The 24827-nt window shown below is 60.5% G+C and carries 25 protein-coding genes; 13 read left to right on the top strand and 12 right to left on the bottom strand.

The window, feature by feature from the left end; all coding sequences use genetic code 11:
* Positions 1–31: 31 nt before the first annotated feature.
* Positions 32–799 carry a sulfate transporter CysZ gene (gene cysZ, locus BM403_RS14660; RefSeq protein ID WP_064055188.1) on the bottom strand — a complete coding sequence of 256 codons (768 nt, stop codon included), beginning with the start codon at positions 797–799 and terminating at the stop codon, positions 32–34.
* 295 nt (positions 800–1094) lie between these two features.
* On the opposite strand from cysZ, the gene trxB reads away from it, so the two are divergent.
* Complete coding sequence (gene trxB, locus BM403_RS14645) at positions 1095–2057, top strand: thioredoxin-disulfide reductase (protein WP_015885836.1); 963 nt, start codon at positions 1095–1097, stop codon at positions 2055–2057.
* Positions 2058–2197: 140 nt separating this feature from the next.
* Here the strand turns inward: trxB and BM403_RS14640 are convergent, their stop codons facing one another.
* The 6 genes from BM403_RS14640 to BM403_RS14615 are packed head-to-tail and all read right to left on the bottom strand — an operon-like array spanning position 2198 to position 5134.
* Entirely contained in the window at positions 2198–2539 is a 342-nt protein-coding gene (locus tag BM403_RS14640; RefSeq protein WP_093543376.1) for a HopJ type III effector protein, read from the bottom strand.
* Positions 2532–2828: a DUF1244 domain-containing protein gene (locus BM403_RS14635; protein ID WP_093543374.1), complete on the bottom strand. Its 297-nt coding sequence runs from the start codon at positions 2826–2828 to the stop codon at positions 2532–2534. Before BM403_RS14635 ends, BM403_RS14640 begins: the two co-directional genes overlap by 8 nt.
* A gap of 16 nt (positions 2829–2844) precedes the next feature.
* Positions 2845–3222, bottom strand: coding sequence for a dihydroneopterin triphosphate 2'-epimerase (folX, locus tag BM403_RS14630; RefSeq protein ID WP_043205882.1), 378 nt, complete (start codon positions 3220–3222; stop codon positions 2845–2847).
* A 2-nt stretch (positions 3223–3224) separates the two neighbouring features.
* On the bottom strand, positions 3225–3785 hold the full coding sequence (gene folE / locus BM403_RS14625; RefSeq protein ID WP_015885832.1) for a GTP cyclohydrolase I FolE: 561 nt from the start codon (positions 3783–3785) through the stop codon (positions 3225–3227).
* Positions 3786–3805: 20 nt separating this feature from the next.
* The gene (gene folM / locus BM403_RS14620) at positions 3806–4516 is read right to left on the bottom strand and encodes a dihydromonapterin reductase (RefSeq protein ID WP_093543372.1); all 711 of its coding nucleotides are present in this window, start codon (positions 4514–4516) and stop codon (positions 3806–3808) included.
* Between the two features lie 57 nt (positions 4517–4573).
* Complete coding sequence (locus BM403_RS14615) at positions 4574–5134, bottom strand: putative antibiotic biosynthesis monooxygenase (RefSeq protein ID WP_093543370.1); 561 nt, start codon at positions 5132–5134, stop codon at positions 4574–4576.
* A 301-nt stretch (positions 5135–5435) separates the two neighbouring features.
* Here BM403_RS14615 and BM403_RS14610 point away from each other — a divergent pair, with 301 nt between their 5' ends.
* Positions 5436–6305, top strand: a complete 870-nt coding sequence (locus tag BM403_RS14610; protein WP_371914024.1) for a MerR family transcriptional regulator — start codon at positions 5436–5438, stop codon at positions 6303–6305.
* Positions 6306–6307: 2 nt separating this feature from the next.
* Here BM403_RS14610 and BM403_RS14605 read toward each other — a convergent pair whose 3' ends face one another.
* Together BM403_RS14605 and BM403_RS14600 are read right to left on the bottom strand one after the other, a co-directional pair.
* Entirely contained in the window at positions 6308–6913 is a 606-nt protein-coding gene (locus BM403_RS14605; protein ID WP_015885828.1) for a hypothetical protein, read from the bottom strand.
* Positions 6914–6973: 60 nt separating this feature from the next.
* Positions 6974–7441: a PAS domain-containing protein gene (locus tag BM403_RS14600; RefSeq protein ID WP_015885827.1), complete on the bottom strand. Its 468-nt coding sequence runs from the start codon at positions 7439–7441 to the stop codon at positions 6974–6976.
* 129 nt (positions 7442–7570) lie between these two features.
* On the opposite strand from BM403_RS14600, the gene BM403_RS14595 reads away from it, so the two are divergent.
* From BM403_RS14595 to BM403_RS14580, 4 genes are all read left to right on the top strand, one after another.
* The gene (locus BM403_RS14595; protein WP_015885826.1) at positions 7571–8032 is read left to right on the top strand and encodes a flavodoxin; all 462 of its coding nucleotides are present in this window, start codon (positions 7571–7573) and stop codon (positions 8030–8032) included.
* Between the two features lie 246 nt (positions 8033–8278).
* Positions 8279–9061: a class II aldolase/adducin family protein gene (locus BM403_RS14590; protein WP_015885825.1), complete on the top strand. Its 783-nt coding sequence runs from the start codon at positions 8279–8281 to the stop codon at positions 9059–9061.
* A complete protein-coding gene (locus tag BM403_RS14585) occupies positions 9061–9966 on the top strand; it encodes an alpha/beta fold hydrolase (RefSeq protein WP_015885824.1) in 906 nt (301 codons plus the stop codon). Before BM403_RS14590 ends, BM403_RS14585 begins: the two co-directional genes overlap by 1 nt.
* A 173-nt stretch (positions 9967–10139) precedes the next feature.
* Positions 10140–11051 (top strand): SDR family oxidoreductase, encoded by a 912-nt coding sequence (locus BM403_RS14580; RefSeq protein WP_015885823.1) that lies wholly within the window; start codon positions 10140–10142, stop codon positions 11049–11051.
* Between the two features lie 162 nt (positions 11052–11213).
* On the opposite strand, the gene BM403_RS31495 is transcribed toward BM403_RS14580, so the two are convergent.
* On the bottom strand, positions 11214–11456 hold the full coding sequence (locus BM403_RS31495; protein ID WP_139237972.1) for a hypothetical protein: 243 nt from the start codon (positions 11454–11456) through the stop codon (positions 11214–11216).
* Positions 11457–11535: 79 nt separating this feature from the next.
* On the opposite strand from BM403_RS31495, the gene BM403_RS14575 reads away from it, so the two are divergent.
* The 3 genes from BM403_RS14575 to BM403_RS14565 all read left to right on the top strand — a co-directional run bounded on the left by BM403_RS14575 (position 11536) and on the right by BM403_RS14565 (position 17456).
* Positions 11536–13326, top strand: coding sequence for a DUF1302 domain-containing protein (locus BM403_RS14575; protein ID WP_093543367.1), 1791 nt, complete (start codon positions 11536–11538; stop codon positions 13324–13326).
* 26 nt (positions 13327–13352) lie between these two features.
* Positions 13353–14711, top strand: a complete 1359-nt coding sequence (locus BM403_RS14570) for a DUF1329 domain-containing protein (RefSeq protein WP_015885821.1) — start codon at positions 13353–13355, stop codon at positions 14709–14711.
* A 243-nt stretch (positions 14712–14954) separates the two neighbouring features.
* Entirely contained in the window at positions 14955–17456 is a 2502-nt protein-coding gene (locus tag BM403_RS14565) for a LuxR C-terminal-related transcriptional regulator (RefSeq protein WP_093543365.1), read from the top strand.
* Here BM403_RS14565 and BM403_RS14560 read toward each other — a convergent pair.
* Positions 17453–18328, bottom strand: coding sequence for a helix-turn-helix domain-containing protein (locus BM403_RS14560; protein WP_093543363.1), 876 nt, complete (start codon positions 18326–18328; stop codon positions 17453–17455). The two genes, BM403_RS14565 and BM403_RS14560, sit on opposite strands and share 4 nt — an antisense overlap.
* 138 nt (positions 18329–18466) lie before the next feature.
* Between BM403_RS14560 and BM403_RS14555 the strand changes: the two genes are divergently transcribed.
* Entirely contained in the window at positions 18467–19369 is a 903-nt protein-coding gene (locus BM403_RS14555; protein WP_043205876.1) for a DMT family transporter, read from the top strand.
* Between the two features lie 103 nt (positions 19370–19472).
* On the opposite strand, the gene norR is transcribed toward BM403_RS14555, so the two are convergent.
* Positions 19473–21017 (bottom strand): nitric oxide reductase transcriptional regulator NorR, encoded by a 1545-nt coding sequence (gene norR / locus BM403_RS14550; RefSeq protein ID WP_093543361.1) that lies wholly within the window; start codon positions 21015–21017, stop codon positions 19473–19475.
* Positions 21018–21164: 147 nt separating this feature from the next.
* On the opposite strand from norR, the gene hmpA reads away from it, so the two are divergent.
* From hmpA to cyoA, 3 genes are all read left to right on the top strand, one after another.
* Positions 21165–22346, top strand: coding sequence for an NO-inducible flavohemoprotein (gene hmpA, locus BM403_RS14545; RefSeq protein WP_093543359.1), 1182 nt, complete (start codon positions 21165–21167; stop codon positions 22344–22346).
* 240 nt (positions 22347–22586) lie between these two features.
* Complete coding sequence (locus tag BM403_RS14540; RefSeq protein ID WP_015885815.1) at positions 22587–23093, top strand: disulfide bond formation protein B; 507 nt, start codon at positions 22587–22589, stop codon at positions 23091–23093.
* A 792-nt stretch (positions 23094–23885) separates the two neighbouring features.
* The gene (gene cyoA, locus BM403_RS14530) at positions 23886–24827 is read left to right on the top strand and encodes a ubiquinol oxidase subunit II (RefSeq protein ID WP_043205874.1); all 942 of its coding nucleotides are present in this window, start codon (positions 23886–23888) and stop codon (positions 24825–24827) included.

The raw sequence follows: 24827 nt of genomic DNA, 5'->3' as shown, positions 1-24827 counted from the left end.
ATGTCGTCATTGTGTCATCGAGATGATGGATTTATGACCGGGTCACTTTTTGCTGCGATGCCATGGCCTCGGCACCTTGTTCGCGCACCCAGAACAGCGTGGCCCCGGCCACCGCTGCCGGCATCATCAGCAGGTTGACCACCGGCACCAGCAGCACCAGGTAGACGATGCCGCCGAAGCTCATGCTCTGCCAGCGCTTCTGGCGCAGCCAGGCGAGCATTTCGTTCCAGCCCAGCTTATGGTTATCGGCCGGGTAGTCGATGTATTGGATCGCCATCATCCACACACCAAACAGCAGCCACAGCGGCGCAGCGATCAGGTTGACCACCGGAATGAACGACAGGATAAACAGGCCGATGGCCCGTGGCAGGAAGTAGCCCAGTTTGCGCATTTCCCGTGCCAGCGTGCGCGGCACCATGGCGATCAATTCCCCCCAGCTGAAGGCCGGGAAGTCATCGGTGCCGCGCACCACCACTTCCACTTTTTCCGAAAGAAAACCGTTGAACGGCGCCGCGATAATATTGGCCAGCATGGTGAAGGTGAAAAACACCATCAGCACTACCAGCACCACAAACAGTGGCCATAGCAGGTAATTCAGAAAGCTCAGCCAGCTCGGCAGCGTCGGCATCAAGTGGTCGACCCACAGGCTGAACTGATGGCCGGCGAAATAGATCAAGCCGACGAACAGCACCAGGTTGATCGCCAGCGGCAGCAGCACAAACAGGCGCAGGCCGGGGCTCAACACCAGTTTGAGGCCTTCACGCAGGTATTGTGGGCCGGAAAGAGCAGGGGCGGGCATGGAGAACTCCGAGCAAGGGGGACGAACGCGCCGACCTTACCGGCTTTAAACCTTGGGTGAAAGCGGCGACATCATAAGTAACATCTAGGCAAGAATCCTGTCGATCAACCTGGTCGACTGCATAGAGACCACCTATGAGCTGGATTGTTATTCCGTATTTCCTTAATCTTGCCCCCCTCGATACGCTGCACCCATTATTTTTCAGGGCCTGCGAGTTCAAGCCTTCCCCAAGTGCTTCGTAGTCCCTTTTTTATTCCAGCCGCCTTGTAGTCCGGGCGGTCGATAGGAGTGAGTCATGTCTGATACCCGTCATTCGCGAGTGATTATTCTCGGTTCCGGCCCTGCCGGTTACAGCGCTGCGGTCTACGCTGCCCGGGCCAACCTCAAGCCGCTGCTGATCACCGGCATGCAGGCGGGCGGTCAATTGACCACCACCACCGAAGTCGACAACTGGCCGGGCGACGTCCACGGCCTGACCGGCCCGGTGCTGATGGAACGCATGAAAGAGCACGCCGAGCGCTTTGAAACCGAGATCGTGTTTGATCACATCAACAAGGTCGACTTCTCCAAGAAGCCTTACAGCCTGACCGGCGACAGCGGTGTGTACACCTGTGACGCGCTGATCATCGCCACCGGCGCCAGCGCCCGTTACCTGGGCCTGCCATCGGAAGAAGCGTTCATGGGCAAGGGCGTTTCCGCCTGTGCGACCTGCGACGGTTTCTTCTATCGCAACAAGCCGGTCGCCGTGGTCGGTGGTGGTAACACGGCCGTGGAAGAGGCACTGTACCTGGCCAACATCGCCAGCACTGTGACCCTGGTTCACCGCCGCGAGACCTTCCGTGCCGAGAAGATCCTGATCGACAAGCTGCACGCCCGTGTCGCTGAAGGCAAGATCATCCTCAAGCTCAACGCCACCCTGGATGAAGTCCTGGGCGACAACATGGGTGTGACCGGTGCGCGCCTGAAGAACAACGACGGCAGCTTCGACGAGCTGAAAGTCGACGGCGTATTCATCGCCATCGGCCACACGCCGAACACTTCGTTGTTCGAAGGCGTGCTGGACGCCAAAGACGGTTACCTGGTGGTGCAGGGCGGCCGCGAAGGCAACGCCACTGCCACCAACATCGAAGGCATCTTCGCCGCCGGTGACGTGGCTGACCACGTGTATCGTCAGGCCATCACTTCGGCCGGTGCTGGCTGCATGGCGGCACTGGATGCCGAGCGTTACCTCGACGGTTTGAAGGACGCTGCGTTCTAACTTACACCGCAAAACAAATGTGGGAGGGGGCTTGCCCCCGATTGCAGTGTGTCAGCTAATGAATACGTGGCTGATACACCGCTATCGGGGGCAAGTCGAATCGTCGCACCGCCCCTCCCACATTTTGATCCGCGTATGATTCAGGATTTTCGGGTCAGTGGCTGTGCAGTGAACTTAACGCCTGCTAGGCCATGCGCAATCAACGCGCGGATATTGCCATGGTCATTGCCCTCAGGCGTCGCCACCACCGAATGGTAATGCTCACCAAATGCCAACAGCGCTTCTTGGTCGCTCAAGCCTTCCAGCAGTGCCAGGCCCAAGGTCTTGCACGACCCTTCGTTCTGCCCCACCGCATTTTCTACATCACCATTGGTAAAGGCTTGGGGCTGGTAGTCATAACCTGCGGCAACAAACGCCAAGGTATCGGCAAAAACGTGTTCGCCGCTGTTGAGGCTGGCGCGCAGGGTGTTCAGGTCAGTCATGGGTTTTTCCTTTGGCGAACGCCGCCTGTTGGTCGGCACTGGCTTCTTTCTGGTACTGGGCTTTCCACTCGGCGTACGGCATGCCGTACACCACTTCACGGGCGTCATCGAGGCTGACCTCGATCTGGCGTTCATCGGCCGCGGCCTTGTACCACTTGGACAAGCAGTTACGGCAGAAGCCCGAGAGGTTCATCAGGTCGATGTTCTGCACATCCTTGCGGCTGTCCAGGTGGGCCACCAGCCGGCGGAAGGCGGCGGCTTCGAGTTCGAGGCGTTGTTGGTCGTTCATAGGGCTCACTGACAATTCAGGGGTGGCGGCTGGCTGCCAGGGTAATCGAAACCGATTCGGCAAAGCGCAGCGCATGGGGCTTGTCCACTTCGACTTCGGCGTACAGCACCGACTCATTGCTCATCACCAAATCCAGCAGCTCCTGGGTCAGGCGCTCCAGCAGGGCAAAACGGTTGCCCTCGACGTGGGCGATGATCGCCTTAGTGATGGTGCGGTAGTTCAGCGCGTGGTCGATATCGTTGTCGCGCACGGCTTCCTGGGCGGCATACAGGATGGTCAGGTTGATCAGCACATCCTGTTTGTTGAGGATCTCGTCCTCGTTGATGCCGATAAAGGTGCGCAGGCACAGGTCCTTGACCCGGATGCGCGCCATGCCTGGTTGAAGTTGTGGCATTGCTACTTGCTCCGTCCGATCAGTTGCAGGAACTCCATGCGCGTGGTGTTCGACTCGCGGAACGCGCCGAGCATCACCGAGGTGTTCATGGTTGAATTCTGTTTTTCCACGCCGCGCATCATCATGCACATGTGCTTGGCTTCGATTACCACCGCCACACCGGCTGCCTGGGTCACGTCCTGGATAGCGTCGGCAATTTGCCGGGTGAGGTTTTCCTGGATCTGCAGGCGGCGTGCAAACATATCGACGATGCGCGCCAGTTTCGACAGGCCCAATACCTTGCCGGTCGGAATATAGGCCACGTGGGCCTTGCCGATAAAGGGCAGCAGGTGGTGCTCGCACAGCGAGTACAGCTCGATGTCCTTGAGGATCACCATCTCGTCATTGTCAGAGGTAAACAGCGCGCCGTTGACGATCTCTTCCAGGTTCTGCTCATAGCCATGACACAGGTATTGCATGGCCTTGGCGGCGCGCTTGGGGGTGTCGAGCAAGCCTTCGCGCTCGGGGTCTTCGCCCAAGCCCTTGAGGATCTCGCGGTAATGGTGGGGCAGGGATAAGGTCATACAACATCCTCACAAACGGCTTACTTGATATGCCGCCCGCCGTTGACGGTCAGGGTGGTACCGGTGACATAGGGGTTGTCCAGCAGGTAGCGCACGCTCTGGTAGATCACCTCGGGCCCGGGTTCGATGCCCAGTGCCGACTTGGCCAGTACCGTGGCGCGGTAGGCTGCGTCGTCGCCGTCGTTGAACATCACCATGGCCGGCGCGATGCCGTTGACCTTGATCGACGGCGCAAACTGCGCGGCAAACGACAGCGTCAGGCTGTCGAGCCCTGCCTTGGTGGCGCAATAGGCGATGTGTCGGCGGCTGCCCTTGCGCACCACGTCATCGCTGATATGCACGATATCGGCGGGTGAAGAGCGTTGCAGCAAAGGCGAACAATGCAGGTTGATCAGGTACGGCGCAAGCATGTGTACGCTGAACATGTCGGTAAAAGCGCGGCTTTCGTCGCCAGGCGTTTCCGCGACCCAGGCCGAGGCGTTATGGATGATCGCGCGCAGACTGTCGGTCCGGGTCTTGAGCTCAGCGATAAACGCCAGAATCCCGGCCTCGCTGGAGAAGTCGGCATACACACCGATCGCGCCGCGTTCACGCAGGGCATGTACGCCGGGGCGCTCATTGCGGTAGCTGAAAATAACCGAGTGGCCCTCGTCCAACAGGCGCTGGGCGCAATGCAGGCCGACACGTTGGCCGGCGCCGGTGATCAGGATCGGGGCGTTTGTTGCGGTCATGGGGAGCTCGAATCGCTGGCAGATTGAAACTATACCAGCGACCGGCCGCCCCTGTATTCACGCCGCAGCTTCAGTGCCCTTGCGCGGTGCCGGGGCAGGATGCAGCCAGTTTGCCAACAGATGGGTCGACAACGGGATGAACCAATAAACCATCAGCGGCGTAAGCGCCAGGGTGCTGACCAGTACGCGTGGCGCCAGGTCAAGCCCGCCGAGCAGTGGTCCCAGCACAAAGTTGAACAGCAGCGACACCGGGAAAAACGCCAGCCAGATCGCCACGGCCTGTTTCCAGCGAGGAGGGCGTGCACCCGCCGCGCCGAACCAACCATCAATGCCGCGTACGCGGTGCTCGGAAGGGTCGGCAAACAGTTCACTGCCACGGCTCAGCCACGTACTGCGCGAGGCTGAAAACTCCCAGGCATGCAGGGTTTTTTCATCGGCGAAGCGGAAAATGATCTGGAATTCATCATCGTTGGGCGGCGGGGCAAGTACGCCTGAGCCCAAGTAGCCGGGAAAGTCCGTGGCCAATTGCTCGCCTTCGCGCAGCCAGGCCATCAGTTCTTCGTAGCGACCCTTGGCCACGCGACGCGCAACCATCAAGGTGACGGGAGAGGTAGACATTGTGTATCTCCAAGTATTCGGGTGCGCTGGGCCGGGTAGGGGGCGCACAAACATAGCGGCGGGGTAGTGCCGCTACGTAAAAACAGGCAAGGATTATTCCCGTTTTGTAGAAATACACCAGAGGCATTGGTCGAATAAGCAGGGACCTTGAAAAAGACAGGTCTAAAGGCGTTAAATGAGGATCCAATTTTCGTTGGTCTTTTGGTCTCTCATACCTGTGATTACTGCCCCAAGTGATAGCAATTTGCATCTGGAATCCCTCGATTCAGATGAGCTGTTTCCGATTCGTGAAGTCTCGAGAATGACAGGCATCAATCCGGTCACCCTGCGTGCCTGGGAGCGGCGTTATGGTCTGATCCAGCCCGTACGCACCGAGAGTGGGCACCGCCTCTACTCCAAGGCCGATATTGCGACCGTTAATCGCATCCTCGATTGGATCGAGCGAGGTGTAGCGGTGAGCAAGGTGGGCAAGATTCTCGCCCGCGACGATTTGCAGGCCAACGTGGTTCGCGCTGGGCACGATGTGATCGAGGAAGGTGAATTGCCACAATGGCGGACGCGGCTGTTACACGCCGTCAGCGCCTTTGACGACCGACAACTGGAGAGCCTGTACGGCCAGATTTTTGCGCTCTACCCCATCAGCGTGGCGTTCCAGGACATTCTTATGCCCTTATGGAACGAGCTGTTGCGTCACCAGGGACGTTTCGGCCAAGCCAGTGAGTGGCTGTTCTTCGACGCCTTCCTGCGTATCCATACCTTCCAGCGCCTGCAAACCGCGACCCTGTCGCCTACGCCCCGTGTATTGCTGACGGCCATGCCTGGCGAGTGCCGCAAATTGGAGCTGCTGGTGGCGGCGCTGTTGATCTGTCGGGATGATCTGGCTGTTAAGGTGCTGGGCATGGGCCAGCCGTTTGATGAATTAACCCTGGTCTGTGAAAAGACTCGCCCCCAGGCACTGATCATCTTTTCCAACCACGCACATAACCATGACCTGCCCGGGCGCCTCAATCGCCTGGCATTGACCCTGGATTGCCCGCTGTTCCTGGCGGGTGCTGCGTCAGACCTGGCGCAGAAAGCGCTGGCAGGTTCGTCGATCGGTTGCCTGGGCAGTGAAGGGCGCCTGATGCAGCGCCGCTTGCAGCAGTTTCTCAGCGGTAACCTGGATACCTGAAATCAGGCGTGCGCCTGCGGGTGCACCATGCGGTGCTGATGCAGAATGAATTGGCGCAGGCGCTCGATTTCATCTGCATCACTTTGGCTCAGGCGGTAGGCAAACAAGCCCCGGGCGGTTTCCCGCTCCAGTGTCCCGCGCAATGCGATGCGCTCGTAGCCGGATGGGCTGAACCAAAGCGAAAAGGTCTTCGGCGGCTTTACCCGACCACGAACTTCCACCAGTACGCCCTTGAATGACACTTCGTGCACCCACAGTGCGCCGGCGATGCCGTTGACGTTTTCCAGTGCCACCGGGGCCTCAAGCGCGAGACGCCACGGACGGATCATGGGCCCGTCTTCGAAGATACTCGGCACCCCCAGGCGAAGGTGAACGGCGTGAAACTCATCTTCCACCAGGTGCAGCGGGAAGGTCAGTTGCTGGTTATCGAACTGCGCCTGGATAGTGAGATGGTCGTGTGCGGCGAGTCGGGTGAGCAAATCGCGAATCTGTGCACCACCGTTGACTGTCAGGCTCGACGAAGTATCCCGCAGGTTGAGCTGCGGGTTGTGCTGCATATTCTGAATGAAATCCAACTCATCCTGGGTCAGAAGCGCGTCGCGTTGCATCGCTCTTGCTCATGGTAGGAGGTATTAAAATGCCATTATCGCCTCTAATGATGACATCTCCTAAATTTTGTTGAATCCGCTCGTCGCTTTGAGCGCAGCCAGTTCGGCTTTTACCTGGTTCAGTTCGGCTTCCAGTTGACCCACCCGCTGCTGGGCCTTGACTTGCAAGGTGACGTCTTTCTGTACACCCACAAAATACGTCTGCTTGTCGGCTTCGTTATACACCGTCGAAAGCGACAGTTCGTTCCAGAAATGGCTGCCGTCCTTGCGGTAATTGCGCAGGATTTCCCGGCATGCGCCACCGCTCTCCAGTGTTTCCCGAATTGCCATCAGGGCCGGCTGATCGCGGTCGCCCGATTGCAGGAAGCGGCAATCCTGGTAGAGGATTTCATCCAGGGTGTAGCCGGTCAGGCGTTCGAATGCCGGGTTGACATAGATCAGCGGCTTGTCCTTGCCTTCGCGTTCGGCGACGACGATGCCGTCGTTGGAAGCGTTGATGACCAGTTGCATCAGCTTGGCGTTAATCATTGAGCGGTCCATGGCTTGTGATTGGAGTTGGCAGTTTATGACATGCTCTGAATGTTGCACGTGGTGCGCCGAAATATTTGTGTCAGCTGTTAATATCCCAGGCTTTCGCTCAACTACAGGATCAGATTGATGAAAGTCGCCATCCTTTCCGGCTCGGTCTACGGCACCGCTGAAGAAGTCGCCCGTCACGCTGCCGACCTCCTCAAAGAGGCCGGCTTCGAAGCCTGGCATAACCCCCGTGCCAGCCTGGCGGATGTACAGGCGTTTGCCCCGCAGGCCTTTCTGGCGGTGACCTCTACCACCGGCATGGGCGAACTGCCCGACAACCTGCAACCGCTGTATTCGAGCATTCGCGACCAATTGCCCGCCGCCTGGCGCGGCCTGCCCGGTGCGGTGATCGGCCTGGGCGACGCCAGCTATGGCGATACCTTTTGTGGGGGCGGCGAGCAGATGCGCGAGCTGTTCGGCGAACTGGGCGTGCGTGAAGTGCTGCCGATGCTGCGCCTGGATGCCAGCGAAAGCGTCACCCCAGAAACCGACGCCGAGCCCTGGCTGGCTGAGCTGGTCACTGCACTGCGCGCTTTAGCGTAAATTCGCTTGATTCCCAGGCATCCAGTGCGGTGGCTGGCGGTGGCGGCGCCCATGAAAATCGCCCGCGCCGCGCCTTTATTGGCGGCACTTCTCTGACGCCGCTTGTGGGGATTTAAACTATTCTCAACGCTGACCCGCACGGTCATCAAGCTGGCTGCCAAGGCAACTCCTCCAGCCACGACCTCTGACTAGACTGGCCCATCACTCAAAAAAACAATAAGAAAATGCGCCAAGGAGGTCATTATTGTGAGTTTAGCCCCGGTCCTATCGTCATTGAGTCTCAAAGATCAGGTCAGCGCCGCCGAGTGGCAAACCCGCGTCGACCTGGCCGCCTGTTATCGCCTGGTGGCGATGCATGGCTGGGATGACCTGATCTTCACCCACATCTCGGCCAAGGTGCCGGGCACCGATGATTTCCTGATCAACCCCTATGGGCTGATGTTCCACGAAATCACTGCGTCGAGCCTGGTCAAGGTCGATCAGGCCGGCAACAAGCTGATGGACAGCCCCTACGAGATCAACCCTGCGGGCTACACCATCCACAGCGCCATCCATGAAGTGCGTCACGACGTGACCTGCGTGCTGCACACCCACACCGCTGCCGGTGTCGCGGTGGCGGCGCAGAAACAGGGCGTATTGCCAATCAGCCAGCAGTCGATATTCGTCTTGTCGAGCCTGGCCTATCACGCCTACGAAGGGGTGGCGCTGAACCACGAAGAGAAGGCCCGTTTGCAGGCCGACCTGGGCGACAACAATTTCCTGATGCTGCACAACCACGGTCTGCTGACCTGCGGCGACACCATCGCTGACACCTTTTTGATGATGTTTGTCTTCCAGCGCGCCTGCGATATCCAGGTGCTGGCGCAAAACGGCGGTGCCGAATTGATCGCCATCGGGCCGCAGATACTTGCCGGTGCCAAGGCGATGGCGGCGGCGGTCACCAAGAGTGCTCAAGGTATGGGGGGCGCGCTGGCCTGGCCGGCGTTGCTGCGCAAATTGGACCGCGTCGATCCTGAGTATAAAACCTGATGCCACTCGCCGAGATCCCGCTCAGTGTCTGGCGCAAACGCAGCCAGACCTTCGACTTCCATGGCCGCACCATCCGTTACTGGGTGGCAGGGCAGGGTGAGCCGTTGCTGTTGATCCATGGTTTCCCCACCGCCAGTTGGGACTGGCATTACCTGTGGCAACCGCTGGCCCAGCGCAACCTGGTGATCGCCTGCGACATGCTCGGCTTTGGCGATTCCGCAAAACCCCTGGACCACGGTTATTGCCTGTTGGAACAGGCGGATTTGCAACAGGCGCTGCTGGAACACCTGCGCGTCGAGCAACCGGTGCACGTGCTGGCCCACGACTACGGCGACAGCGTCGCCCAGGAGTTGCTGGCTCGCCACTACGAGGGCCGTTTTCACATGGCCAGTTGTGTGTTTCTCAATGGTGGGTTGTTCCCTGAAACTCATCGCGCCGCGCTGGTGCAAAAGCTTTTGCTCAGCCCGCTGGGTTGGATGATCGGCCGAGCCTTCGGGCGTAATGCCCTGGCGGACAGCTTCAGCCAGATCTTCGGCCCCAATACCCGCCCGAGTGAGAGCGCCCTGGATGACTTCTGGAGCCTGATCAATAGTCACGAAGGCACGCGCATCCTGCACAAACTCATCGCCTACGTACCGCAGCGGCGCCGTTTGCGTGAGCGTTGGGTGCAGGCGATGCAACGGGATGACGTGCCGCTGCGGGTGATCGATGGCGAGATCGACCCGATCTCCGGTGCCCATATGGTCGAGCGTTACCGCGAATTGGTGCCCCACGCGGATACGGTGCTGCTGGCCAATATCGGTCACTACCCGCAGATCGAGGCGCCGGTGCAGGTGCTCAAGCACTATCTGGCGTTTCGTGAGCGCATTGCTGGCCCAGTGTGGGCGCTGGCTTGCCTGCGATAGCGCCGCAGCGGTTCAACTGAAAGACCGAGGCGCTTGCATCGCAGGTACGCCAGCGCCCACATGATCATCCCTCTGCCTTATCGAGCACCATTCAGGCTCAGTCGTGGTTATTGTGACCATGGCCCCCGTGCCTGACACTCGACCCATTCCCATTGTCGCCATTGGAGTTTGGTATGAGTGAGTCAGTGCAGTTCCAGGATAAGGTCGTGATCGTCACCGGTGCCGGCGGCGGATTGGGCCGGGCCCATGCGCTGTTGTTCGCCAGGCATGGCGCCAAAGTGCTGGTCAACGATCTGGGCGGCTCCACCCAGGGCGAAGGTGCCAATGCTTCGGCCGCCGACCGTGTGGTGGCTGAGATTCGCGAAGCCGGCGGTATCGCCGAAGCCAACCATGACTCTGTCACCGACGGTGACAAGATCGTGCAGAACGCCCTCGACGCCTTCGGCCGTGTCGACGTGGTGGTCAACAACGCCGGTATTCTGCGTGACAAGACCTTCCACAAAATGGACGACAGCGACTGGGACCTGGTTTACCGGGTGCATGTCGAAGGCGCCTACAAAGTCACTCGCGCCGCCTGGCCGCATCTGCGCGAGCAAGGGTATGGCCGGGTGATCTTCACCGCGTCCACCTCGGGCATCTACGGCAACTTCGGTCAGTCCAACTACGGCATGGCCAAGCTTGGGCTGTATGGGTTGACCCGCACCCTGGCGCTGGAAGGGCGCAAGAACAACATCCTGGTCAACGCCATTGCCCCAACAGGCGGCACGCGCATGACCGAAGGCCTGATCCCGCCCCAAGTGTTCGAGCGCCTCAAGCCGGAGCTGGTCAGCCCATTGGTGGTGTACCTGGGCAGTGAGGCGTGCCAGGAAACTTCGGGCCTGTTTGAAGTGGGCGGCGGCTGGATCGGCAAGACCCGCTGGGAGCGCAGCCTGGGTGTAGGCTTTGATCCAGAGGCGGGTTTTTCACCCGAGGATGTGGCGGCGCACTGGCAGCAGATCTGCGACTTCGAAGGGGCGGCACACCCCAAGGACAACATCGAGGCCTTGAAGGAAATGATGGCCAATTTGCAGAAGTACAGCCTATGATCATTGCTTGAAAAAGCTTTAATCCTACGGGGCGCTGATGGCGCCCCGTTTTATTTTTGGCAAAAAAAAAGCCGCTGCAAAGGCAGCGGCTGAAGTAAGACGTTGGATCAAGGAGCGACAAATCAACGTCCGTTAACACGGGTAACAGATTGAATAGAGACATCAATCCATCTTGAGGCTGGCTTTTCTTCCGGAGGCGGAAGCGAGCGGTTTGCCCTGAAAGCCCGGCAAGAATAGCTGCTTGTAACAAAATGAGTAATGCCCATTCATGACAAGGACTGTTGCTGAATCGGCAACAGTCACGCTGCGCTCCATCCATTCTCCTGATAACCCGCCATCCACCCGACGCATGCGTGCGCCCAGACCCCGGCCAGAGCGCCTTGTCATCCTTTCGAGCGACAACACGAATCCCTCCTTGGTGCGCTTATCGCTCCCGATAGTCGGCAGTAGGGTGGGGCCTTCTGTCACTCACCGGGGAAGACGCATGACAAAAACAACAATGCGCGCCATCTTCAAGCCACAGGCGCTGGCCGCTGCGGTTGCGTTGGGTTGCTGTGCGCAGGCACAGGCTGTTTCGTTCAACATTGGCGAGATCGAAGGGCAATTCGATTCCTCGCTGTCGGTGGGCGCGAGTTGGGGCATGCGCGATGCGGACAAGAAGTTGGTGGGCACCGTCAATGGCGGCACCGGGCAAGCGTCCACCGGGGATGACGGCCGGCTGAACTTCAAGAAGGGCGAAACCTTTTCCAAGATCTTCAAGGGCCTGCACGACCTTGAATTGAAGTACGGCGATACGGGCTTATTTGTGCGCGGCAAGTACTGGTACGACTTCGAGCTCCAGGACGAAGACCGCGAGTTCAAGCCGATCAGCAACCACAACCGCAAGGAAGGCGCCAAGTCCAGCGGCGCGCAAATCCTCGACGCCTTCGTTTACCACAACTATTCGCTGGGTGATTTGCCGGGCACGGTGCGGGTGGGCAAGCAGGTGGTGAGCTGGGGCGAAAGCACCTTCATCGGTAACTCCATCAACAGCATCAACCCCATCGACGTCTCGGCATTTCGTCGGCCGGGCGCCGAGATCAAGGAAGGGTTGATTCCGGTCAACATGCTGTTCGCTTCCCAGAGCCTGACCAACCAGTTGACCTTGGAAGGCTTCTACCAATTGGAGTGGGACCAGACGGTGCTGGACAACTGCGGCACCTTCTTTGGTGGCGATGTGGCGGCGGACGGCTGCACCAACAACTACACCGTCGGGAACCCGGCGATCAGGCCATTGCAACCTGTGGCGGCGGCGTTCGGCCAAGGATTTGGCGTGACCAATGAAGGGGTGATCGTGCGGCGTGCCGGCGACCGTGATGCGCGGGATTCCGGCCAGTTCGGCACCGCCTTGCGCTGGCTGGGGGATGACACCGAATACGGCCTGTACTTCATGAACTATCACAGCCGTACGCCAACGGTGGGGACCATCACCAACAACACCAGCCTGGCCACCCTGGGCGCTATCTCCGGCGCCGCCAACGGCATCGCGCCCGGCTCCGGCGCGGGCTTGGTCCAGAGCCTCATGCTTGGCCGTGGCCAGTACTACCTGGATTATCCCGAAGATATCCGCTTGTTCGGCGCCAGCTTCTCCACCACCTTGCCCACGGGCACGGCGTGGACCGGCGAGATCAGCTACCGGCCCAATGCCCCGGTGCAACTCAATACCACGGACCTGACCCTGGCCTTGATCAACCCTGTCGCCGGCCAGGCCGCCTCGCCGATCCGCAGCAATTTCGGCGACGATAACAAAGGCTACCGCCGCAAGGAAATCACCCAGATCCAAAGCACCATGACCCAGTTCTTCGACCAGGTCCTGGGCGCCGAGCGCCTGACGTTGGTGGGCGAAGCGGCTGTTGTGCATGTCGCCGGCCTGGAAGATAAATCCAAACTGCGTTACGGCCGAGACTCGGTTTACGGCGCCTACGGTTTTCAGGGTGATACCGACGGCTTTGTCACCTCTACCTCTTGGGGCTACCGCGCACGGGCGATCCTGGACTACAACAACGCGATTGCCGGGGTGAACCTCAAGCCCAACCTCTCCTGGTCCCACGACGTTGCCGGCTACGGCCCCAACGGCCTGTTCAACAAAGGCGCCAAGGCCATCAGTGTTGGCGTGGATGCGGACTACCGCAACACCTACACCGCGAGCCTCAGCTACACCGACTTCTTTGGTGGCGACTACAACACCCTGACCGACCGTGACTTCCTCGCCCTCAGCTTCGGCGTGAACTTCTGATCTGGCTTAAAGAAGGACAAGACTCTATGCGTAAGATATTTGCGGTAATGGCCCTCAGCCTGCTGGCAGCCAACGTGATGGCCGCCGTGTCACCGGAAGAAGCCGCCAAGCTCGGCACCACCCTGACCCCGGTAGGCGCCGAAAAAGCCGGCAACGCCGATGGCTCGATTCCGGCCTGGACCGGCGGCATTCCGAAAAACGCCGGTGCGGTGGACAGCAAGGGTTTCCTGGCCGATCCATTTGCCAGTGAAAAGCCGCTGTTCGTGATCACCGCCGCCACCGTCGACAAGTACAAGGACAAACTCTCCGACGGCCAGGTGGCGATGTTCAAGCGCTACCCCGAGACCTACAAGATCCCGGTGTACCCGACCCACCGCACGGTCAACCTGCCGCCGGAGATCTACGAATCGATCAAGCGCAGCGCGCTGAACGTCAAGCCGATCAACGACGGCAACGGCCTGGAGAACTTCACCGGCAACCGCTACTACGCGTTCCCGATTCCGAAGAATGGCGTGGAGGTGCTGTGGAACCACATCACCCGTTATCACGGCGGCAACCTGCGGCGCATCATCACCCAGGCCACGCCGCAGACCAACGGCAGCTACACGCCGATCCGCTTCGAGGAAGAAGTGGCCGTGCCGCAACTGATCCCCGACATGGACCCGGCCAAGGCCGCCAACGTGCTGACCTTCTTCAAGCAGTCGGTGACCGCGCCAGCGCGCTTGGCGGGTAATGTGTTGCTGGTGCATGAAACCCTCGACCAGGTGAAAGAGCCGCGCCTGGCCTGGATCTACAACGCCGGCCAACGCCGCGTACGCCGTGCGCCGCAAGTGGCGTATGACGGGCCGGGCACCGCCTCGGACGGCCTGCGCACCTCCGACAACTTCGACATGTTCTCCGGCGCCCCGGACCGCTACGACTGGAAGCTGGTGGGCAAGAAGGAGATGTACATCCCCTACAACAGCTACAAGCTCGACCAACCGACGCTCAAGTACGACGACATCATCAAGGCCGGCCACATCAACCAGGACCTGACCCGCTATGAGCTCCACCGCGTGTGGGAAGTGGTGGGCACGGTCAAGCCGAGTGAGCGGCATATCTACGCCAAGCGCCACATGTACATCGACGAGGACAGCTGGCAGGTGGCGCTGGTGGACCACTACGACGGCCGTGGCCAACTGTGGCGGGTTGCCGAAGGTCATGCGCAGTTCTACTACAACCACCAGACCCCGGCGTACACCGTGGAAACCCTCTACGACATCATCGCCGGGCGCTACATCGCGCTGGGCATGAAGAACGAGGAGAAGAGCAGCTTTGTGTTTGGTTTCAATGCCAAGGCGGCGGACTACACGCCGGCTGCGCTGAGGGCTGAAGGGGTGCGCTGATCCGGATCGAAGCAGGGTCAAACAGGTGGGAGGAGGCTTGCCCCCGATGAGGGCGTGTCGGTCAATGGATGGGTCGACTGATACACCGCCATCGGGAGCAAGTCGAATCGTCGCACCGCCCCTCCCACATGGGGTTTTATGCATGGCTGGAAATCACCCCGCTGAATACTTCTTCAACAACCGCCAAACACAGGACTAGGGTAGGTGCCTGGTTGCATAACAATAAGAACGCAGGATGCAGCAATGACCGCCATGACACGCTGCCTGGACCGTCCTGGATTCATGCCTCGGCTGTCCGCCCACCATCTGCTGCGCCCACGCCTGGCCGAGCCTTTGCTGGCGGCGCAGGTCAGGGTCAAATTGCTGTGCGCCCCGGGTGGCAGCGGTAAGAGTGCGTTGCTGGCCGAGTGTGCATTGCAGGCGCCGGTGGGGTGCCAGGTGTACTGGCTGCCGTTCAACGGTGTTGCCTTAAGCCCGGTCGACGTTTGCCGACGCCTGGCGCAGAACCTTGGCCTGTCATTCACCGATGAAGCGACGTTGTTGCTGGACCTCACTCAGTGGCAGACGCCGGCATGGGTGTTTCTCGATGACTTCTGTCGCTTGCCCACCCCCGATACCGACGCGTTGCTCGACCGCTTGCTCACCGTCAGCAGCCCGGCGTTGACGTGGTGGCTGGGGGCGCGGCGCCGGCCGATGTGCAATTGGCCACGGTTGCTGCTCGACGATGAGTTGCTGGAGTGCGGTGCCGATCTGGCGTTCAGCCCTGAGGAAATTCAGCAACTGCTCAATCCGGCGCTGGGGCTTTCTGTCGACAGCGTGCTGCAGTTCAGCGGCGGTTGGTGTGCCGGTGTGCGTATCGCTTTGCTCGGGGAAGGGCACCCGGAAAAGACCTTGCTCGACTACTTGCAGCACGAACTGTTCAGTACCTTGCCGCCGGAACTGGCCGAAGCCTGGCGCGTGCTCGCCCATCTGCCGCGCTTCAACACCGGATTGTGCGAGCACCTGTTCGGCTTTGGCGACGGTGACCACTACCTGCGCGACCTACAGGCCCTCGGTGCATTTATCCAGCCTTGGGAAGACACCGACTGGTTGCAGGTTTTTCCACCGCTCGCCCAATTGCTGCGCGATGAGCCCTGGCCGGCCAAACGTTCCTGGCACCGTCGCGCCTGCCAGTGGTTCACCACCGAGCAGGACTGGCAGGCTGCGTTTGAACAAGCGCTGCTGGCCGAAGAATATGAAGTGGCGGTGAGCCTGTTACAGCATTTCAGTTTCGAGGACTTGTTCCGTCAGCAGAACGCGGTGTTGCTGTTGCGCCTGCATGAACAGCACGGCGACGAATTGATGCTCGGCTCGGCGCAACTGGTGGGGCTGGTGACGGCGGCGCTGCTGTTCGCCGGGCGCTTCGACCAGGCCGCGCAATGCATCGACCAGTTGGCGCGCTTCGCTCCGCAACCGACGGCGGCACTGCAGCGGCATTTACTCGCGCGCTGGCAAGCGCAGTGGGGCTGGCTATTGCACTTGGGCGGTGACGCCGAGCGTTCCCGCGAGCATTTCCTTGAAGCGTTGCAAGCCTTGCCCGACAGCGCCTGGACCTCGCGGTTGATGTGTCTGTCAGGCCTGACCCAGCAAGCCTTGCTGCGCGGCGAGCTGGACATTGCCCAGGCCCTGAACCGTGAAGCGCTCTGCCTGGCGCGCGCCCAGGGTTCATTGTTGCTCGAGGCCCTGCTCGAACTGGATCACGCACAGTTGCTGGAACAGCGCGGTGCACCCTATCGGGCACAGAGTTTGTTGGAAAACGTGCAGGCGATGTTGCTCAAACAGCGGCTCAAGGCCGGGCCATTGGTGGGACGTATTGCCCTGCGGCGCGGGCACCTGGCATTGCGCCAGGGGCAAGACAGCCTGGCGGACGCCTGTTTCCAGGCAGGCTTGAAAATGTGCCTGCACAGCCAGGATAAGCGCGTCCTTTATGGGTTTCTCGGCCTGGCCCTGCTGGCCGCCAACCGTGGCGACTACGCCCAGGCCTTTGTGCAGCTGCGCGACGCGGAACGGCTGATGCAGCAACGCCAGGTGCCCGAGACGGTGTACCGTGCGGTGCTGCTGTTGGTCAGCGGGCATTTCTGGCTGCAGCAAGGTCGCGCCGAACTGACGGCAGAAGCGGTGCGCCGTGTGCTCCGCCACTTCCGTGGGCCCCTGGCCAAACAGGCGCCGCCGGCCACCCTGGAATTGATTCCGCGCCTGGAATATTTGCTGGTGCTGGCAGAGGTCAAACTGGGCTGCGCCGAACAACCGGTGGCGCGGCTCAGTGCCTTGCTGGAAACCACCCACCAGCGCGGCATGCTCTGCCTGGAAACCGAGCTGCACCTGGTGTTGGGTGAAGTGGCCTGGCAATTGGGCGACGCTGCCCTGGCGCGTCGCTCGCTGCAAACCGGCTTGGAACTGGCCGGTCGTTGTCAGGTGCAGCAGGCGATTCGTGAACTGCGTTTGCGTTCGCCGGGGTTGTTGAGTGAGCTGGGGATGGAGCCGCAGGCGTCAACGCCGGGCGCGGTGGACAACCCCCTGAGCCAGCGCGAATTGGAAGTGTTGCAGTTGATCGCCCTTGGCAACTCCAACCTGGAAATCGCCGATCGGCTGTTTATCTCCCTGCACACCGTCAAAACCCATGCGCGGCGCATCCACAGCAAGTTGGGTGTGGAGCGACGTACACAAGCGGTGGCCAAGGCCAAGGCCCTGGGGTTGATGACCTAAGCGCCGAGCGCCTGCCGGTATTCGCCGGGCGTGGCGCCCATGGCTTGGCGAAAACGATGGGTGAAGTGGCTGGCGCTGGAGAAACCGCACAGCAACGCGATCTCGCCCAGGGGCAAGGCGCCGCTGCGCAGTAGCGCCTGGGCGCGGGTCAGCCGCCGTGCCAGCAGGTATTGATGGGGCGGCAGGCCGAAGCTTTGGCGGAACATCCGCGCGAAATGGTACTCGGACAACGCGCACATCCCGGCCAGTTGGCCCAGGCTGATCGGGTCTTCCAGGTGCTGGTCGATGTACTCCACCAATCGCCGCCGTTGATGCGCCGCCAGCCCGCCTTTCAAACGCAGCCCCTCGCGCGCGCCTACCTGGCTGAGCAAGGTATGGCTGAGCATTTCATGGGCCAGGCTGCTGGTCAGCAGGCGCTCGGCGGGTTCGTGCCAGTTGAGGGCGATCAACTGGTGAAAGCGTCGGGCCTGGCTGGCGTCCTCCAGAAAGGTGCTTTCCCGCAGTTGCAACGCGCGGGGCTCGCGGTCGAGCAGGGTGATGCAACCGAGGGCAAATTGCTCCGGGCTGAAATACACATGGGCCAGGCGAATCTCGCCATTGATCACCCACGCCGATTGATGCTCGGCGGGCAGGATGCACAGCTTGTCCGGCCCACCCTTGGTGCCGGGCTGGTCGCGCCGGAACGTGCCGGTGCCGCCGCCGATGTAGCATGACAGGGTGTGATGGCTGGGCGCCTGGTAATCCTGCGAGTCGTGGTGGTTGCTCCACAAAGCTGCAGACAAACCGTCACCGAGCTCGGCGCAGGCTTCGAGCCGTGCGTTGGGCGAGCGGTTAAGCGCTTGAAAGACTTGCAGGGATTCCAGATCTGGCATGGTGAATACTCTCCGACGCCTTGCATCCTACTCCGCGATGCTGGCGCTGTGCTCCCGCTGCCCGACAAAAGCGCAAGATTGTGCAAGACCCTTCCGCGGGGGCAGGGTGACACTGGGGTTCAATCACCGGAGCCCGTCATGAACCTTTCCCTCTACTTACTCACCGTGCTGATCTGGGGCACCACCTGGATTGCCCTCAAATGGCAGCTGGGCGTGGTGGCGATTCCTGTGTCCATCGTGTATCGCTTCGGCCTGGCGGCGCTGGTGCTGTTTGCACTGTTGCTGCTGAGCCGCAAGTTGCAGGTGATGAACCGCCGCGGGCACCTGATCTGCGTCGCCCAGGGCTTGTGCCTGTTCTGCGTTAACTTCATGTGCTTCCTGACCGCCAGCCAATGGATCCCCAGCGGCCTGGTGGCGGTGGTGTTTTCCACGGCCACGTTGTGGAACGCACTCAATGCCCGGGTGTTTTTCGGCCAGCGGGTCGCGCGTAATGTGTTGATGGGCGGCGGCCTGGGGTTGGCCGGGTTGGGCTTGTTGTTCTGGCCGGAAGTGGTGGGGCATACCGCTAGCCCGCAGACCCTGCTTGGCCTGGGCTTGGCATTGTTGGGGACGATGTGTTTTTCGGCCGGCAATATGCTCTCGAGTCTGCAGCAGAAGGCTGGGCTCAGGCCGTTGACCACCAATGCCTGGGGCATGGCGTATGGCGCGGCGATGTTGGCAACGTATTGCGCGGTGCGCGGGATCCCGTTCGAGATGGACTGGAGTGCGCGGTATGTCGGGGCGTTGTGGTACCTGGTGATTCCAGGGTCGGTGATCGGGTTCACGGCGTACCTGACGCTGGTGGGGCGCATGGGGCCGGAGCGTGCTGCGTATTGCACGGTGCTGTTCCCGGTGGTGGCGTTGAATGTGTCGGCGTTTGCCGAGGGGTATCAGTGGACCGCGCCGGCGTTGGCGGGGTTGGTGCTGGTGATGGTGGGGAATGTGTTGGTGTTTCGTAAGCCTAAGGTTACGAGCCCGGTTTTCGAGGCGAAGGCTGTCTAGTGTGGGAGGGGGCTTGCCCCCGATGGCGGTGTGTCAGCCGCCTTATCTTTGATTGGTTCACCGCTATCACAGGCAAGCCCCCATTTAGATTGGGGGAATCCTTTTATTTCATCCCCAGGCGCTTGGCCATGCGGCCGAGGTTGGCGCGGTCCAGGCCCAGTTCGCGAGCGGCGCTGGCCCAGTTGTGCTGATGGCGTTCCAGGCAGGCGCTGATGACCTGGCGTTGGTATTGCTCGGTGGCCTGGCGCAGGTCGCCGGTGACAGCGAGGCCGGTGTCGACCGGCGCTTCGACCACCGGCGCGCTGATATCGGGCAGGTCGAGGTCCTGTGCACTCAGGCTGAGAATCTTCGGACGCTCGCGACAGTTGCCGAGGGCTTTCAGCGCGCTGCGTCCGATCAAATGTTCCAGCTCTCGTACGTTGCCTGGCCAGTTATAGGCCAACAGTGCCGCCTGGGCATCGCTGGTCAGGCGCAGGCTGCCCAGGCCCATGCGTGAGCGGTTCTGTTCAAGGAAGAAACCGGCCAGCAGCAACACATCGCGCCCGCGCTCGCGCAGCGCCGGCACTTGCAGCGGGTACACACTGAGGCGGTGGTAGAAGTCGGCGCGGTAGCGGCCGTTGCGTACTTCGTCAGCGAGGTCGCGGTTGGTGGCGGCGATCAAGCGCACATCCACCTGATGCTCCTTGTCCGACCCCAGGCGCTGCAACTGGCCGCTTTGCAGCACCCGCAGCAGCTTGGCCTGTACCGTCAATGACAGCTCGCCCACTTCATCCAGGAACAGCGTGCCGCCATTGGCCAACTCGAACTTGCCCCGGCGTTCGTTCAGCGCACCGGTAAAGGCGCCGCGTACATGGCCGAACAGCTCGCTTTCCACCAGGGTTTCCGGCAGGGCGGCGCAGTTGAGGCTGATCAGCGGTTTGTCCGCGCGATGTGAGGCGGCGTGAATGGCCTGGGCCACCAGTTCCTTGCCCACGCCGGTTTCGCCAGTGATCAGCACGGTGAGGTCGCTGCCGCCCACCCACTTGATTTCCTCCACCAGGCGTTTGTGGGTTTTGCTCTGCCCGATCATTTCCTTGTGCTGCTGGCCGCTGGCCTGGCGGTAGATCTCGGCACGCTGGTGTTCGTCTTCGGCACGCAGGGCCAGGCGCTCGATGCGCTCGGCGACGTTGACGGTGGCGGCGGCGAGGCTGGCGAAGGCTTGCAAGGCATCCAGCTCAACGCGTTCGAAACGTTCGGTGTCGAGCGCGTCCAGGGTCAGCAAGCCCCAGGGATGGTCGTCGACAAACAGTGGGCAGCCCATGCAGTCGTGCACTTCCAGGTGGCCGTGCAGGCCATCGACCAGGCCGTCGTAGGGGTCGGGCAATTCGCTGTCGCTGTCGAAGCGCGTGGGGCCGGGGCTGCTCAGCAATACGGCGAAGCGCGGATGTTCACTGACCTTGAAGCGCCGGCCCAGGGTATCGGCGCTCAAACCGTCGACGGCGAGCGGCACCAGCGAGTCGCCGTCCAGGCGCAACAGCGCGGCGGCGTCGCAGGGCAGCAGGGCGCGCATGGCTTGCAGCAGGCGGCGGTAACGCTCGCCTTCGGGCAGTTCGCGGGACAGGTCGGCGACCAAGGGCAGCAGGGTGGTGAGCAGTGATTTCGCAGTCATAATGACTCCTTGTAGTCCTTATGACTATAGATTGTAGGAAGTCATATTGACTACTAGTCATTTAAACCATTGAAAAATATCGGTTTATAAGTTGGCACGAATACTGAGTGAGTCAGGGTAATCAGTGAAGAAGCCCAGGAGGCTCCCATGCTTAGTGCCCGAGACCGTGCCATCGTCAAATCCACCGTGCCGCTGCTGGAAAGCGGTGGCGAAGCGCTGATCACCCATTTCTACCGCATGATGCTCTCTGAGTACCCGGAGGTTCGCCCGCTGTTTAACCAGGCGCACCAGGCGAGCGGCGACCAACCTCGCGCCCTGGCCAACGGCGTGTTGATGTACGCGCGGCATATCGACCAGTTGGACCAGCTTGGCGATTTGGTGGCCAAGATCATCAACAAGCACGTGGCACTGCAGATCCTGCCGGAGCACTACCCGATCGTCGGTGCCTGCCTGCTGCGCGCCATTTCCGAAGTGCTCGGCAGCGAGATCGCGACCCCCGAGGTGATGAATGCCTGGGGTGCAGCCTACGGCCAATTGGCGGATATCCTGATTGGCGCCGAGGCGGCGATCTATGAGGAGAAAGCCCAGGCCCCCGGCGGCTGGCGCGGTGCGCGGCCGTTCACGCTGGTCAAGCGCGTGGAGGAGAGTGCTGAAATCACCTCCTTCTATTTCGCCCCGGTGGATAATGGCCCGGTCCTCGCCGCCGCGCCTGGCCAGTACATCGGCATGAAGCTGGTGCTGGAGGGTGAAGAAGTACGCCGCAACTATTCGCTGTCGGCCCTGACCGATGCGGGCCAGTACCGCATCAGCGTCAAGCGCGAAGCGGGTGGGCGGGTGTCCAACTACCTGCACGACCAACTGCACGTCGGGGCGACCATCGACCTGTTCCCGCCGTCGGGCGAGTTCACCCTGGCGGCCAGCGACAAACCGTTGGTGCTGATCAGCGGCGGGGTAGGCATCACGCCGACCTTGCCGATGCTCGAAGCGGCCTTGGCCACTGAGCGCCCGGTGCACTTTATCCACTGCGCACGTAATGGCGCCGTGCATGCGTTCCGCGACTGGGTGGATGCCCTGGCGGCCCAGCACCCGCAACTCAAGCGTTACTACTGCTACGCCGAAGACGACGGCGTGAGCCCCGCAGCGGACAACGTCGGCCTGCTGAGCCAGGAACAGCTGGCCGCCTGGTTGCCCGAGCAGCGCGACATCGATGCCTATTTTCTTGGCCCCAAAGGCTTCATGGCCGCGATCAAGCGCCACCTCAAAGCCTTGGGTGTCCCCGAAAAACAAAGCCGCTACGAATTCTTCGGCCCAGCGGCGGCCCTGGAATAGGTACACATAACCTGTGGCGAGGGAGCTCGCTCCCGTTGGGCTGCGAAGCGGCCCTAAAAAGATGGGAGCGCTGCGCACTGGAGCGCCAGCCCGGTCCAACGGGAGCAAGCTCCCTCGCCACAGGTCCGCCACAACATTTCCCATGATTAATCCCCCGTTAACCCCCTCTGTTTAAACCACTCCCTGTGTGTAAACTTGCGGCCATACGCCACAACCACAATCAGGCAAAGGGAAACGGAGATGAGTGACGAATTGCGTTTAGGCAGGGAGCGGCGCTTTCTGGTGTTGCTGGGCATCATCTGCCTGGCGCTGATCGGCGGTGCGCTCTACATGCAGGTCGTACTGGGCGAGGCCCCATGCCCGCTGTGCATCCTGCAACGCTACGCCTTGCTGTTGATCGCGATCTTCGCGTTCATCGGCGCAGCCATGCGCACCAAAGGCGCCCTCACGCTGTTTGAAGGCCTGGTGATACTCAGCGCCCTCGGCGGGGTGGCCGCCGCCGGCCATCATGTGTACACCCAGTTCTTCCCTCAGGTGAGCTGCGGCATCGATGTGCTGCAACCGATTGTCGATGACCTGCCCCTGGCCAAGGTGTTTCCCCTGGGCTTCCAGGTCGACGGCTTCTGCAGTACCCCTTATCCACCCGTACTCGGCCTGTCGCTGGCGCAGTGGGCATTGGTCGCCTTCGTGCTGACGGTGATCCTGGTACCGCTGGGCATCTACCGGAATCGCCAGCACACAGCCTGAGCCCATCACCCAAACGCCCCGGTCTTTCTTAACGGAAGGCCGGGGCGTTTTTGCTTGTGGGGATTTGTGAACAGAACGTGACGCCGGACAATTTCAGGTGCGCTCAGCGTGCGACATGTTGTCACACGGAAGCGTCCGCAGGACGTTTCTGACCGGCCAAACGGCTGCTTAAATTTGCATCAAACGGCCAAGATGTGCTGTCAGTTTGTGGTTGCGCCAATGCCACGCACCTCACGCCGAATCAGCGATTCGGTGATGTCCGAATGCCTTGTTTTATGGGGGGTTGCATCGGTTTGGCATGCCCTTACGCGCTGTAAGGGCTGTGGCGGATTGCCCTATAACACGGCAATTTTTGTGGTTTTTGTTGAGAATTGAACGCGATAAGATCGCGAACCGTTGCAATAATGGTGAAGGATTATTGCTGTAATCGATAAAAATTATTTCTTTATAAGACATGGTTTATACATCGCTAGCTAACTACAATCGCCCGCACTGAATGTCCTGTGCTGTTCAATATTTGAGCACTGGAGCGGTCGAGGGGCAGATGGATGGCTCTGTGCGACCCCAAGGTTCCGGCAGCCTTTCAACTATCCGCACCAAATGGAATTGGTCTGTAACAAGGCCTTTAACCACGAAATCGAATAAGAACTCACCGCAGGTCCGTGAAACGTACAGTTATGGCGTGACGGGCAGGCTCTTATTCAATCGAAGAGAAATGCCAACCCTTGGCAGGGTGAAGTGTTGGCGATCAAAACCCAACTGCATTGCGCAAGCTGCTTTAGAGGTCGTGAGATGAGTAAAAACAGGTACCCCCGATTACTAGGCTTTTTGCCGCTGCTGGGCATGATGTTAATGCTGGGAGGCTGCAAGTGGACCTTGATGGACCCAAAAGGACAGATCGGTCTGGATCAACGAAACCTGATCATCACCGCCACCCTGCTGATGCTGTTGGTCGTGGTGCCTGTGATCATCATGACCTTCGCCTTCGCCTGGAAATACCGCGCGTCGAACACCAACGCGACCTACGCGCCGAAGTGGTCGCACTCCACCAAGATCGAAATCGCGGTGTGGCTGGTTCCGATCCTCATCATCATCGCCTTGGGTTACATCACCTATAAGTCGACCCACGAGCTGGACCCGTACCGTCCGCTGGAGTCCGACGTCAAGCCGATCAACATCGAAGTGGTCGCGCTGGACTGGAAGTGGCTGTTCATCTACCCGGACCTGGGTATCGCCACCGTTAACCAGATCCGCTTCCCGGAAAACACCCCGCTTAATTTCCGGATCACCTCCGACGCCGTGATGAACTCGTTCTTCATCCCTGCCCTGGGCGGTCAGATCTACGCGATGGCAGGCATGCAGACCCGACTGCACCTGATCGCCAACGAAAAAGCTGAAATGGAAGGCATCTCCGCGAACTACAGCGGCGCTGGCTTCACCGGCATGAAATTCAAAGCCATCTCGACGAGCCAGGAAGATTTCAACGCCTGGGTAGCCGAAGTCAAGGCCGCACCTAAACAGCTTGATCAAGCTGAATACGACGCCCTGACCAAACCAAGCCAGAACAACCCAGTCGCCCTGTACTCCACGTATGAGCCGAACCTGTTTCAGAAAATCGTCGACAAGTACGAAGGCATGAAACCAGGCAAGCCGGTCAAGCACGAGAAGAAAGAAGTGGCCGCGGTTGAAGGTTCTGACACGGGCTCGCATTCAACTGCTGGGGCAGAGGAGTAA

Origin of the sequence: Pseudomonas sp. OV546, from assembly GCF_900116845.1 — a bacterium.
Taxonomy (GTDB): Bacteria; Pseudomonadota; Gammaproteobacteria; order Pseudomonadales; family Pseudomonadaceae; genus Aquipseudomonas; species Aquipseudomonas petroselini.
Note: the sequence above shows the minus strand (reverse complement) of the source record. Positions and strands in the feature narration are given on the sequence as shown.